This is a genomic window from Pontibacter sp. SGAir0037 (genome assembly GCF_005491705.1).
Lineage (GTDB): Bacteria > Bacteroidota > Bacteroidia > Cytophagales > Hymenobacteraceae > Pontibacter.
On the sequence record NZ_CP028093.1, the window covers coordinates 48,214 to 61,394 of the forward strand.

Consider the following 13,181-nt stretch of genomic DNA (forward strand, 5'->3'; position numbering starts at 1 on the left):
GCTATTATGCTACTGGGGCTTGAGGCTGTCAAGCTTGAAATTATCATAGGCATCAAAGGCATATCGGTTAGCGAAGAAAATCGTCAGGAGTACCGTGAGAAGGGAGGAGGTGAAAATGGTGACCATGATCATGAGCTGGTATTTTATGGCCACACTAGGGTCGCTTCCGCCCAATATCTGCCCTGTCATCATCCCAGGCAGCGACACCAGGCCAATCACGGCCATGCTGGCGATAGAGGGGTTGAAGGCCTTGACCAGAGCATCCCGTACAAAGGGGTGAAGTGCTTCTCCGCGGGTGGCGCCGTTAGCCAGCGCGTAGCGGTATAGCTGCTGTTCCAGGCGGAGTCTGCTATAGTAAGCATTCAGTCCGATGATGTTGCTGTGCATGCAGTTACCCAGCAACATACCGGTAATTGGAATCAGGTACCGAGCTTCAAAGTAGTTCTCCAGCCTGATCACTACAGTGAAAAAGTACGCTACTATCACGGTGAGACTAAGGCCAATGGCCCAGAAAACAGGTATAAGATAAAGCCTATGCGTAAGGCTGGTCCTGCTGATAACCGCCAGCGAGGCAAAAGCCACCATCAGGATGATCCAGAGCAGGTTGACCCAGACGTTGTCCAGCTTGAAGATAAACTCCAGGTAAAGGCCTACCAGAGACAATTGGATTGTCATTCTGGCCACCGCCATAAGAGTGGGCTTTATCAGTCCCGTACGGTAGTACCCCAGCAGGGCAAGGGGCAGCAGCAGCAACAGGTAACCGAGCAGTAAAAAAGGCCATTGTATATCCTTTATCCCGTCCACGTTCCTGCTAATTTAATGATGTGACGCGTTTCCTAAAGAGATAACCCCATCGGAACGGGCAATCCATTCCTGGTCATGAGAAAGCGCCAGTATCGTTACTTCCCGAAGATTAAAAAGGTAGTCCATGACGCACTGCTTCGTCACAGCATCCAGCGCGGAGGTTGGTTCATCCAGCAGAAGCAGGGGCCTTTTCATCAGCACACAGGATGCTAATGCGACCCGTTGCTTCTGCCCACCCGATATCTCCTGCAAAGGTTTGTTCAGTAAGGTGGTCTCCAGCCGGAAAGCCTCAAAAACCTCTGCTACCTCCCTGTCAGATGGCAGCAGGTGCTTGTTGCGGGCAAAGGAGAAAGGCATCAGCAACAAATCCCGCACCCGATCAAGGAGCAGGGGCAGCTCCTGGGGTAGCCAGGCTATTTGGGAACGTATCTTCTGAATATGCTCTTGGCTCAAAGGGTGCCCTGCAATGATTATTTCACCGCTTTCTGGTATCACAAAACCCATCAGCACATGCAGCAGGGTACTTTTCCCCGATCCTGACGGCCCCTTTACGGCCACTTTATCGCTTTGTCCCACTTTAAAAGACAAATTATCCAGAACAGTCTCCTGATCAAACCTAACTACTACATCTTTGGCATGAATCATCTTTATGCGTTCAGAAGCCCGCCCCTAAAACATGCGCTGCATGGATAGGGGCTTTAGCTTTTGTAACATCAATGCTTTTTATGGTTCATTGCCTTGCCATGCCTGCCCAACTCGTCAAGTGCTGCCCGGAAGCCCTTTGCCAATTCTCTCGCCTGCCCACGCCCATAATAGTGCAGAAATATCATGCGCGGGTCGTCGCCGAGCATATGGTTGTGCAGGGCCACCACTTCCAGATTATTTCGACGGAGAGCCGCTATCACAGGGTTTACTTCAGGTTCCAGCATCGCAATATCTCCAGCTACGTGGGCATTATCTCTATCCCCGGCAAAGGAGGCCCAGGAGTTCAACCCGATGGATGGCGTCAGCTCCGTACCCATGGCCATGATGGTTAAATCTTCACGTCCCACGGTGTATTTGTAGGTGGGGCCGTTCACCGTGCCTTTATGCCCGACGATGCCATCCAGGGCTGGTGTGTAAAATCTTTGATCCCCCGCCGAACCAACAGCTGTAGTGGTTTTGGGTTGGTTTGCAGGGGAGATCTTGCTTTGGCTGATGGTCGCGGCAAACTTCTTTGCCAGCTCTGCCGGGGTACCCATCCCATGCAGGTGCATGTAAAAGATGCGCGGTTCTTCGTAAAAGAAATGGTTGTGGATAGCGCTTACCTCCAAGCCATTGGCATGGGCCGCGGAGATCAAAGGGTTTACCTCCTCCTGCAGCAGCACCGTGTCGCTCATCAGCATCGCGGTCTTACCATCCACGGTTTTCTTAATAGCGGCCCAGCCACCAAATCCGAAGGAAATCGGTACGGCTTCGCCCTTTATCTTGACCTTTAAATCATTTCTAGGCAGCGCCGTGGTATGCGTGGCTTCGGCCTCTTTATAAGTTCCTTTCTTACCCATGGCAGCTTCAATGGCCGCAATCTCCTGCGAGCTAAGAGGAGGTGTTTTCCCTTTTTGCGGGGCTGCCTGTAACTCAGGTATACCTATAAGGGGCAGCGTGCCCAGTAACGCAGTAGCACGAAGGGCCTGTCGACGGTTTATGATGTTCTTCATGAAGTCCAGTGTTAATTTTTATCTGAAAATTTATGTTTAAAATTATACTTACGGTAATACTTCTACCTGCAGGTCATCAAAATAGGTCACGGCATCGGCTTTGGTCCAGAATCCAACTTTGCCGGCCTGGGGGAAGGTTTTGTCAATGACCCTGAACAACTCCATTTCGTTATAGTACACGGTAAAGAGGCTGTCACGGGCTTCCAGCCGGAGATCATTCCAACCATCACCCTGCACCTCAGTCTTGGTGCCGTAAGTCCTTCCCTGCCCTACTAAAGGCAGATCTGTCCTTTTCCCTTTTTCTACCTTGTAAAGCACCACGTTATCCTCCAGGGGGTTCGCCCGAACCACGTAATAGTTTCCGGGGTCCTGGAACCGCCAGACAAACCCGCCGCCCTGGTCCATTCTACCCCTTAACGATTTGAGCCGGGCCTGCAAAGAAACATTTCTGGCAGTGATGCTGTCGTTTACGGCCACATTAAAGTGGTTGTTAGGGTTGTCGCCGGCTAACTGCGCCAGCACTTTGTTGCCGCTGTCATTCACAATCCCCCAGTTAATCTCACTTCCCTTGCCGGTTTTATGAGCGCTCCAATTTTCCGGCAACTTTCCTTCAGGCGCCTCCTCGAAATCAAAGGAGACGGTGTTCCCCACATTTTGTCTCACCCCTTCCGGTTGGCTTATAGGTTGGGTGGTCACGGTAGTGGCCTCTTCCTGCCGGGTATCGTTATCAGTGGTGCCGATCGGCTGGTTTTGCTGATTACAGCTAAAGCAAACGCCTGCCAGCAGCCCTATTAAGTTTATTTTTCGCATCTTTATCGCATTTAAATTAAAATCACAGCTCTATAAAGTATTTAATGAACGCACTGTCCGATTGCCGTATCTCTTCCGGGGTGCCTGTTGCTTCCACGCTGGCCCCGTTGAGGATGATCAGTTGGGAGGCCAGGGAAAAAGCCTCCCGGTGGTCATGGGACACGTAGATAATGGTAATCCCCAGCGCTTCCTTTAGCTCAATTATCTTTTCTCGCACCACTTTCTTCAGCTTCACATCCAGGTTGGCCAGCGGCTCATCCATCAGCAGGACTCTGGGCTGGAGCACTAGGCTTCGCCCAATAGCGACTAATTGTTGCTGGCCGCCTGATAACTGGGAGGGGTACTTGTCCAGCGAGTCTTTCACGCCAAGCCATTCTGCCGTCTCCTGGACTTTTATTCTATAATCTGGCTCCTTCCTGGCCTTTAGCCCGAAAGCTATGTTCTCGAATGCCGTCATGTGCGGCCACAGCGCCAGGTCCTGGAAGATGTAGCCGATTCCCCTCTTATGAGGTGCGACAGTCACTTTCCCGTTGCCGCTCACTACCTCACCACCGATGCTTATCTCCCCGCTGTCCGGTGCCTCAAACCCGGCCAGCAATTTTAAGATAGTGGTCTTCCCGGAACCAGAACTGCCTAAAAGGCAGGCAAGGTCGCCTTTCTTAACCTCTACCGTAATATCCTGGAGTACCTGTTTCTTCCCGTAAGATTTAGAAACATTCCTCAGCTCAACTTCTGCCATAGCGTGCAGTTACTCTTCTCTTAATGTACCAGAGGGCAAACAGGCCCCCTGTTACGCTCCCGGTGAACAGCAGCGCCACCAGGCACATGGCGCTTGTCAGGCTTTGCGGGGCGTTCGCCATGATGGTGAAGATCTTGATGGGAAGCAGCGAAGTGCCCGGCGGATAGACCATGATGGCTGTTCCCAGTTCACCCATACAGAAGATAAAGCTTATGACAAAGGCTCCGAATAAGGCGTCGGCCACAAGGGGTACCGTTATCTGCCAGAGCGCCCCCCACTTTGTGGCGCCGCTCACCAGGGCCGCCTGCTCCAGGCTGGCCGGAATCTGCATCAGCCGGTTATGCAGGATTTTCTCCGCCACGAACAGGTACCGCATCAGGTAAGCGATGATGATGATGAGCGGGCTGGTGTAGATGAAGTTGAGGGCAGGCGTGTTATAGTATCTGATCAGAGCTATTCCTGTTACCACAGAAGGCAAAGCGAAAGAGAGGATTAACATAAAATCCACAGCCCGGGCGGTCTTTCTTCCTTTCAGGTAGGAAAATCCAAAACCAAACAGGACGAGGAGCAAAGCACCCCAACAGGCGTATAAAAACGTTTGCCACATCTCTGCCTTCAGGTAGTCGAAAGCCTGTGCCAGGTGCTGCAACCCAGGAGAGAGCGCCTGCACGGCCAGTAAAGCGATAGGGACCAGTGTTGAGCAAAAGAGGTAGCCCCCTGCGACAGCCAGCCATTTCTTTTTATCCTTATCGGAGGCGGTATACCCGGACCGTCCGTTTCGGCTTCCTATCGTCAGGAAAGGCTTGTCTGTCAAATAGCTTGACTCTGCCAGCAACCCGATGGTGCAAAGAAAAATTAGGGAGCCTGACAGGATGATGGCCGAGTCGAAATCATAGAAAGCCGAGAATTGTGTAAATATCTCCGTCGTCATCACCTGTACCGACAGAAAAGCAGGAACAGAAAACTCGGATATGGCTAAGATAAAGATAAGCAGGCCGGAAGATAGGAGAGCAGGCTTAACCAAGGGCAGAATGATGCGGAAGAAGGCCTCTCTATAGGGTACCATGATCATGGCCGCCTCCTCCAGGCTGGCATTTATATTCTGGAGAGAGTTAGAAAGCAGGAGCATGGCAATGGGTGTGTAGATGATGGTAAGAACGAAAATGGCTCCAGCCGGGCTATAAATAACACTGGGGCTCATGCCCAGCACCACAAAAAAGTCAACCCAGGCCACAGCAAAGATGTAGGGGGGCAGGAACAGCGGGACCAACAGCAGGATGGTGAGCAGCTGCCCATGCCGCAGGTTGTTCTTGCTGATGATAAACCCCAGCACCAACCCTAAAAAGGTCGCGCTGATCGCCACGGCTGCCCCTATGCCAACAGTGTGGAGCAAAAGCCGAACCGTCCGGCCTCTCAGCAAGGCAGTGTATGCCCCCAGCTCTATTTCACTTCCGATTCCCAGAGAATGTGACACCAGGTAAAGGATGGGCAATAACGCTATTGCCACAAACAGGAATGATAAAGCCCAGAGGTAAATTCTGCTCATCTGCTCAAATGCTTACTTACATGTTTGTTTCCACCCATTCTTTCAGGTAAGGCTGAATTTCCTCCAGCTTTTTGGACGACTTGTCATAATCCACCCGCATCGGCTTTACCTTATCAAGGGAGAACACGCCCTCCGGCACTTCTACCCCTTTGCTCAGCGGCATCTGGGCACTCGAGTGTGCCAGTTTTAACTGTGTCTCCTCACTCATCAGATAGTTTGCCAGCCTTTGGGCCTCCTCAGGGTTGGGAGAGCCCTTTATTAAGGAAAGGGTGTTAGGGATAATCAAGGTGCCAATGTCTTGCTGCCCTAAAAACACGACACCTATGGGTGCCCCTTCCTTCATGGCCTCGTTGGCATCATCCGTGTCGGTAAGACCGAGCCATACCTCCCCATTGGCAACCCGCTTCTTTACATCTCCGTTGCTGGTGGCTATCACCACGTTGTTTGCCTTCAGGTCATCGAGCCACTTCTTTGCCTGCTCATCCCCTAGCGCAGCGAAAATGGCCGCCATGTGAAAAGAGGTGGTGCCAAAAAGGGGATTGGCAACTGTCACTTTTCCCCGATACTCCTCTTTGGTCAGGTCGAAGATGGAAGTGGGCACCTGATTGGCAGGAAGGAGGTCTTTGTTGTAGATAAGGACTCTGGCCCGGGAGGAAAAGCCTGTCCAGTGTTTCTCCTCATCAATAAAGTGACCGGGAATGGTCTGGGCGGCCTCCGGAGAGAAGGGCTGGCTGATGCCTTTTTGCTTCAGGACATTGGCTCGGACCGGGTCCCCGCTCCAGAAAAGGTCGCATTGGGGATTATTGGCCTCTGCGATCAACCTGTTGAGCACCCCGGTGGATTTTGTTTCCTCGGTGTCAAATACAGCCTTTACTTTGATACCGGTCTCCCTCTCAAAATCATGCAGGATTGGCTCGGCGAACACCTGATCCACGGAAGTATACACCACAACCTCCCCTTCGTTGCCCCCGCCGCAACCCGTGCTAAGAGTAACCAAGAGCAGCGCAAGGATTTTGTATAGCTTTTCCTTCATAGTTTTCTGTTGTTTTTCATTTATCCGGAGGGGTCAGTCTGAATACGTAAAAGATGAATCGGAATCTGCCCCGCCACGGAGGTCATCAGTACCTCCCTTTGCCTTGGTAACCTTGCAAGGTTAGGTATTCTGCATTAGACATAATAGAAGGATTTTAACCTTTAGGACATGCTTTACCTTTTACCTGGCTTTTTCTGTGGTCGGATGGGTTATAAAAAGGAGAGTATACTAAAATCTTATCTTGTCTTACCTGCTAATGCTATTTGTTATGTTACGATTTTTACAGCAAAAAGCTTTTAAAGTGTAAAATGTTAATTTAATACAAAAGGTTAACTGGGTTCTATTTTGTTTGTTAATCCCTTCCTATCATTGCAGTTTGAAACAAACCATTAGATTCCATGCTTCACTTACACGCTACTGTAAAGAGAACTTCCAATGCAGGATTTACTAAAAGCATTGCTTGCATACTCCTTACTGTATTTCTTGCCTTTTTCTTCGGGCAAGCCCATAGCCTGGCACAGGTACCGCCCGTAACCTATCCCAAAGTAGCCGGATACGTGGGAATAATCCATCCACTAGTGACTTTCAGCAAAGAAGGCACTACTACGAATTTCAATGACCACTATGTAGTTGGTATGCCTACTGGTATCAATATCTGGAAAAGTGCCAGAGTAGGGTTCACCTTTGAGGCAGTTCCTTTCATAAGGGTCGAGAACAGAACGAGCAGAATGAGTAATTTTTTGTTTCATCCTGGTATATTAGTAGCATTAGGTAATGGCTTTACCTTTGCTGGCCGTGCAGCTTTCGAGACCTCCGGCCGATATGGCTTCACACCCGTTCTAAGCAGGGCCATTATCAGAAACAAAAACAGTAGCTACTTTGCAGCACTTCCCGTACCGGTACGATTTGGAAACAAACACCCTACCGCTATAACGGTAGGGCTTCAATTGGGAATAGCTTTTTGAGTATGACCTGGCATGCAAGGGGGTAATTCTGCATTAAAATAATACTACTGGCCATTAGTTCTTTTTTAAGCCACTGTCCGGATTGTTGAGTTAGAGACATCAAACCCTAAAGCTGGATCCAACAAGACAGTTCAAGACTGTACAATTAATTTACCTTATGAAGTGGATTACCCGAGAGCGCCCCAAGATTGACCGCCTGGCCTGCCCCTGGTTAATCAAGAGGTTTATCGACGCGAAGGCCGAAATCATATACGTGCCAGCCAAAGAGGTGATAGCGCAGGCTAAGGCGCTGCAGGCTATTCCCTTTGACGTACCCGATGTCGAGTTCAGCCACTACGAAGACCGCTGCACCTTCGACTATTTTATCGAGAAGTATAACCTCAAAGACGCCGCCTTGCATACCATGGCCCTGGCCGTACGCGGGGCAGACACAGACAACCACAGCATCAGCAGCCAATCCGCCGGCCTATGGGCTATATCCGCCGGCCTTGCCTTTAACTTCAGGGATGACTATGAGCTGCTTGAAAGGGGCATGCTTATCTACGATGCCCTCTACAGCTGGGCTAAGTACCTGCAAAATGAGAAGCATACCCAGAACCCGACAGAGAGCCTGTTGCAGCGGGTGCTCCATCAGCACCTTGCCCAGGAAGAGGAAACCCACAGGAAAATGCCAGACTGGGGCCTTCCTTTAAAAAAAATCATCCAGGACCAGATAGACAGGAACCTGGTCCCCAACCTGACTAAGATATCAGAGGAACTGGATCTGCACCCGGCTTATCTGTCCCGCCAGTTCCCCAAGTACTTCGACAGCCTCACGTTTGGGGAGTACATCCGGAAGCTTCGTATTGAAAAGGCCATTCATCTGCTCTATCATACAAGTCATTCCCTATCCGAGATCGCTTACCTGGTCGGCTTCTCTGACCAAAGCCACTTTTCCAGGATGTTCAAAAGCCAAACCGGTGTGAAACCCTCTAATTTCAGAAAAGGGATCATAAAAGGTAAAGAAATTGCAAAAGGTTAAAGCTGTTCTATTAATAATCGGTTTAGCTCCCTATCATTGCACTAAGTAAGTAAGCGACAGACGGATAGACATGAGCGAATTGCCACACCTGTCTCTAAGCTAAGCTTTAAAGAAGCTTTTTACATACTTATTTTATGCATATGAAAGAATCTCCAGGCACGACTGTTATTCGTCAGACGAAAATACAGATTTTCCTACGCTTCCTAAAGTTCGGGTTTCTTGCCTGGGGCGGCCCGGTGGCACAGATAGCCATGATAAAGCGGGAATTGGTGGAAGAGGAAGAGTGGGTGTCTAAGGAACGGTTCAACAGAATTCTTGCCGTTTACCAAGTGCTGCCTGGGCCAGAGGCACACGAATTGTGCGTCTATTTCGGGATGGTCGCAGGAGGCAGGCTTGGCGGGTTTCTCGCAGGGCTTGCCTTTATGCTTCCCGGCTTTGTCCTCATGCTGCTGCTCACGTGGCTTTACGTCAGCATCGGGATTGACTCTCCAATACTTAAGGCTGTTTTTATAGGTTTCCAAGCCGCGGTTATCGCCCTTATCTTTGCAGCCGTTCACCGGATAGGGAAACACTCGCTTACAAACGTGAAATTGATTGCGGTGGCTGCAGCCGCTTTCATTGCCTACTTCTGCGGAGTGGGTTTCTTTATTGTTCTCCCCCTGGCAGGGCTGGCCTATGTCTTCTGGATGAAGGGGCAAAGAGCCTATGTCGCCCTTTGCGGGGCAGCGCTTGCCATTGCCAGTGTCCTGCTGTTCAACCCTGAAGTGCTGCAGCTACAGACTGCCGCACCCGTACCTGAAACGGGCTCATCTACAAGTAGCTATTCGCCCCTTGCTGTCTTTTGGGCAGGATTGAAGGCGGGCCTGCTGACCTTTGGCGGCGCGTATACCGTTATTCCGTTTATTCAGCAGGACGCGGTCATCAACTATGGCTGGCTAACGAACCGACAGTTTATTGATGGCATTGCGCTTTCCGGTGTACTTCCCGCGCCACTTATCATCTTCTCTACCTTTGTGGGGTACTTTGGGGCGGGGTGGCTTGGGACAGTGATTATGACGTTCGCCATCTTTCTCCCCGCTTTCTCCTTTACCCTCCTGGGACATGGCTTGATGGAAAAGGTAATCGAGAACAAGGCGCTGCACAGCTTCCTGGACGGGGTAACTGCTGGGGTGGTAGGGTTGATAGCGATGACGGCGATTCAGCTTTTCAGAACAACCATTACAGATTGGTTTACCCTATTCGTGTTCGCTGTATCCCTGCTTATGCTGTACCGGATCAAATCAAAATTCACAGTGGTGTTTGTAATTCTGGGTGCTGGACTGATAGGTATGCTTTGGCACACGATTGTATAAACGACCATGACAGGATACTTCAGGCTTCTTAACCACCATGAGAGCAAAACAAGCATATGCTCCTTATGCAAAGCATATGCTTGTTTTGCTCCTGTAGATTATTAACAAAATAAATCCTCAAGCCCCTACTCATTCACTTGCTTTGTAATGCAAGTACTCGTTCTTTTCTCCTGAAGCCTCATTGTAATTGAAGGACTTCACATCAATCTGCTTGCCGTTCTTGTAAATAACAAAGCGCATCTGCATGGAAGCAGGACCATCCTCCACAGCACTAAATTCATTGGCAGCGTGTATGGTGAGTTCCCTTACATTATCCGCCTCATAGGAATAGGACGCCCCCGAAAGGTTCCCATCAAATAATACGGGCGGCATAGCTTCGGTAGTGCCCCTAACTTTGAAATCGCCACCTCCAATAGTAATAATCTTAATGAATTTCTCATAATCCCCAGACTGGCTGTAATCGACCCGATAGGTAGCTGTATCGGGCAGCACCGGGTCATCACTGTCTTTGTCACAACCAGTAAAAAGTAGAATTATGCACAACAGAAGGGAGAAGAAAGACAGCTTTTTCATAGCCTAAGAATTAAAGGGTTTATAGTTAGGTGAAAAAATATTATCTACGGAAACGTAATTAACCGGAACAGCCAAACGAGACACAGAAACTGCATTTCCTCTTCTAAAGTCTTTGACTACTATACTAGATCCCAGCTCATAACTTCACTTTCATAGGGATACGGTTCTCCTGGTCATTTTTGGGATGTATAATGTCGTTATAGTCTTTATGGCCAAGGGGCTTATGCACCTGAAGTCCGGAACGAATACCGGAGTTCTTCTCAAAGGCAAAAAGGCTCAGCTTGTCTACAGGAATATCAAATTTCTTTTCATCCAAGCTGAAGGTGATACTGTCGGCATTCTTTGTAAAGGTGTAGGGCTTACCTACTATCGCCGTGGCCAGATAGATATCATAGATCTTTCCCTGGTAATCGTTATCGAAAATGGTATGCTTTTGAGCATGCGGCCACGCCTTCAGGGAAAGCTCCACCTGCATCCTCGACATTCCCCCCCCAAACGAGACGAACACTGAGTTGCTGAAGTCCCGCTTATCCTTCTCCAGCTGATAGAAGCTCATGGCATCTATAGGGTTCTCCGCAAAGTAGACATGCCGTGTAAGAACCGGATTCTGCGCAAAGTCGGCTACCCAGACACCGTGCTTGCGGTCGCTGCCCGCTGCCACGCCCTTAAAGCCATAATTTCTAAGGTCGTAGCCTATCGTCTCGCTGCTAGCTGGCCTTTGCAGTGGGAAAGCGATATTGGTATAGGCATTATCCTTCTCTGCGTCCCGCACTAGCCTAATGTAAGGCAGGAACAGCTGCACCGTCTCGCTAGAGAGACCTCGTTCCTTGATTAGGTAATGCAGCTTAAAAACAGAGGCCTCCGATTCGACAAACCTGCTTTTGTCAAAAGGCTTTGCTTCCGTAACGGCATAGGCAGAGGCTTTGGGTTGAGAGGCATAGGCATACCTAGACAGCACCCTATTGATACCGTCGATCTCATTGCGAAAGCTTCCTTGGAAGCGGTGCAGCCGGTTGGCCACAAAATCTATCACAGAGCCCTTGTCATTGCTTCCATCCCGGTTGAAGTACATCTGCCGGGAGCTGTCGCCTGGGTTGTTAATGATGATTCTGTCTCCGTCAGGGTGCTTGAACTCAGGGCTCTTTCTCCCCTTCAAAGGGTCAAACACATAGCCTAGCGATTCGGCGACCTGAATAATCGACACCTGCTCTCTGTATTCCTGAAAGGTCATAAGCAAGCTAACGTTTGATAGACATAACAGGGGTTTCCTTCACTGCCAAGGTGTGGCTTTCTTTTACTGAGATCTGTCCCTCCACTATCTTCAGTCCTTTAGGTTCATTCAGATCCAGGTGGGCCGAGATCAACTGATCCTTTGCTTTGGAATAAAGCTCCAGAGTACCTCCTTGCCGCAGGTGCTCTTTCTGATCAGTACTCAACACAATATCCCTGATAGCGCTAGGCACTTGGATATCCCGCACCCTCACCCTTAGAATCTCGTTGGTCTCCTTATCCAGCTGGAAAACATACAGCTCTTTCTCCCCATTAAGCGATTTAAATGGCTTTACCAGTAACTCCCCGTTTTGCAGTTTCTCCAACTCCTGCTTACTGGCGCCAATCTCGTTCTGTATCTCCCTCCGTATGGGATGAATCAGCAGTGAAAGGGTGTTGTCTGGATTCATCTTCAGGCTCAATTTTGCATCCACGGTAAGGGGTTCCAGACCGGCGTCCTTGATAGTAAAGGTATGCAGGCTCGTGCGCCTGCCCGTCAGCAGGCTGACCAAATCGTCAGACTTCATGGAGAGCACGTCTTTCTTGTTCATCCCCAAACGCTCGAATTGACCATAAGGCAGGTCCTTTATATCAAAGTTCATAGTTTACTTATATCGTAGATATTGCTAAATAAATCTACGTAAAAATATTACACGAGTATAGATTTACGGATTATTTTTAATTATTTCAATTATATTATATATAATAATAAATAAAATACTTATAATTTATATAAACAGGATTGTTGTTACTCTTATTACCGTGCTTAGCAATTTGCTTATCCTAGAAAAAAGTCTATTCTATTAATTGTATCAGGGGTTATGGCTTTCCCCTATAGGAGATAGTGAGAAACGGCAACAGGAAACAAGAATGGTTGTGCCAACAAGAACCGCTTTACTTAACGTACCTAAATGCGTGTGTCGCCTCAGCTATAACCATGTTGCAGCAAAAAGCACATCCCAGTTGACATACCGACAGCGCTATCACCGACCCACATCCATGTAGGGCTGCCAATTCACGATCAATACCTTCTCCTCAGGCAGGAGCATATACCCATAGTCATAGCAGAGATAGTAGGTGTTTCCCTTCTGGGTGCGGTAGACCTGGGTCAAGTAGCGGAAATCAAAGCCTGCCAGCTCCAGGTACTGGCGGGGCAGGGTGGTCTTACCCTGCGGACTGAGCTGTTTGAGAATGCTGCGGTTCTTTCTTAATGCAGCATTGATTTGGAGAATCCTGCGTTCGTGTTGGTTCTGTACCTTGACCATATTGTTGGCCAGGTGTCTGCAGGGGTCAGAGCAGTAGCGCTTATCGCTCCTGCCTACAATGGCTGTTCCGCACTGGATGCATGTTCTGGCTTGGCTCATAACTTACC

General features: G+C 49.3%; 14 protein-coding genes. 3 read left to right on the forward strand and 11 right to left on the reverse strand.

All coding sequences use genetic code 11. The features are described from left to right. Positions 1-9: 9 nt before the first annotated feature. The 7 genes from C1N53_RS22045 to C1N53_RS22075 all read right to left on the reverse strand — a co-directional run bounded on the left by C1N53_RS22045 (position 10) and on the right by C1N53_RS22075 (position 6,629). The gene (locus tag C1N53_RS22045; protein ID WP_116544962.1) at positions 10-804 is read right to left on the reverse strand and encodes an ABC transporter permease; all 795 of its coding nucleotides are present in this window, start codon (positions 802-804) and stop codon (positions 10-12) included. A 12-nt stretch (positions 805-816) separates the two neighbouring features. Continuing rightward, complete coding sequence (locus C1N53_RS22050; protein WP_116544961.1) at positions 817-1,449, reverse strand: ATP-binding cassette domain-containing protein; 633 nt, start codon at positions 1,447-1,449, stop codon at positions 817-819. Positions 1,450-1,517: 68 nt separating this feature from the next. After that, the gene (locus tag C1N53_RS22055; RefSeq protein ID WP_116544960.1) at positions 1,518-2,501 is read right to left on the reverse strand and encodes a DUF1259 domain-containing protein; all 984 of its coding nucleotides are present in this window, start codon (positions 2,499-2,501) and stop codon (positions 1,518-1,520) included. Between the two features lie 48 nt (positions 2,502-2,549). After that, entirely contained in the window at positions 2,550-3,311 is a 762-nt protein-coding gene (locus C1N53_RS22060) for a hypothetical protein (protein WP_116544959.1), read from the reverse strand. Between the two features lie 22 nt (positions 3,312-3,333). Beyond that, a complete protein-coding gene (locus C1N53_RS22065; RefSeq protein ID WP_137761650.1) occupies positions 3,334-4,050 on the reverse strand; it encodes an ABC transporter ATP-binding protein in 717 nt (238 codons plus the stop codon). Continuing rightward, positions 4,037-5,596: an iron ABC transporter permease gene (locus C1N53_RS22070; protein WP_116544957.1), complete on the reverse strand. Its 1,560-nt coding sequence runs from the start codon at positions 5,594-5,596 to the stop codon at positions 4,037-4,039. Before C1N53_RS22070 ends, C1N53_RS22065 begins: the two co-directional genes overlap by 14 nt. Before the next feature lie 16 nt (positions 5,597-5,612). After that, on the reverse strand, positions 5,613-6,629 hold the full coding sequence (locus tag C1N53_RS22075; RefSeq protein ID WP_116544956.1) for an extracellular solute-binding protein: 1,017 nt from the start codon (positions 6,627-6,629) through the stop codon (positions 5,613-5,615). A gap of 398 nt (positions 6,630-7,027) precedes the next feature. On the opposite strand from C1N53_RS22075, the gene C1N53_RS22080 reads away from it, so the two are divergent. The 3 genes from C1N53_RS22080 (at position 7,028) to chrA (ending at position 9,967) form a co-directional block, all read left to right on the forward strand. Then, positions 7,028-7,594, forward strand: coding sequence for a hypothetical protein (locus C1N53_RS22080; RefSeq protein WP_207774915.1), 567 nt, complete (start codon positions 7,028-7,030; stop codon positions 7,592-7,594). A 157-nt stretch (positions 7,595-7,751) separates the two neighbouring features. Beyond that, complete coding sequence (locus C1N53_RS22085; RefSeq protein ID WP_116544955.1) at positions 7,752-8,615, forward strand: chromate resistance protein ChrB domain-containing protein; 864 nt, start codon at positions 7,752-7,754, stop codon at positions 8,613-8,615. 140 nt (positions 8,616-8,755) lie between these two features. After that, positions 8,756-9,967: a chromate efflux transporter gene (chrA, locus tag C1N53_RS22090; protein WP_116545007.1), complete on the forward strand. Its 1,212-nt coding sequence runs from the start codon at positions 8,756-8,758 to the stop codon at positions 9,965-9,967. 129 nt (positions 9,968-10,096) lie between these two features. On the opposite strand, the gene C1N53_RS22095 is transcribed toward chrA, so the two are convergent. The 4 genes from C1N53_RS22095 to C1N53_RS22110 form a co-directional block, all read right to left on the reverse strand. Beyond that, on the reverse strand, positions 10,097-10,540 hold the full coding sequence (locus C1N53_RS22095) for a beta-barrel fold lipoprotein (RefSeq protein WP_116544954.1): 444 nt from the start codon (positions 10,538-10,540) through the stop codon (positions 10,097-10,099). Between the two features lie 136 nt (positions 10,541-10,676). After that, positions 10,677-11,771: a DUF3991 domain-containing protein gene (locus tag C1N53_RS22100; RefSeq protein WP_137761651.1), complete on the reverse strand. Its 1,095-nt coding sequence runs from the start codon at positions 11,769-11,771 to the stop codon at positions 10,677-10,679. 7 nt (positions 11,772-11,778) lie between these two features. Beyond that, on the reverse strand, positions 11,779-12,411 hold the full coding sequence (locus tag C1N53_RS22105; protein WP_137761652.1) for a DUF4099 domain-containing protein: 633 nt from the start codon (positions 12,409-12,411) through the stop codon (positions 11,779-11,781). Between the two features lie 381 nt (positions 12,412-12,792). Beyond that, complete coding sequence (locus C1N53_RS22110; protein WP_137761653.1) at positions 12,793-13,173, reverse strand: hypothetical protein; 381 nt, start codon at positions 13,171-13,173, stop codon at positions 12,793-12,795. Positions 13,174-13,181: the final 8 nt, after the last annotated feature.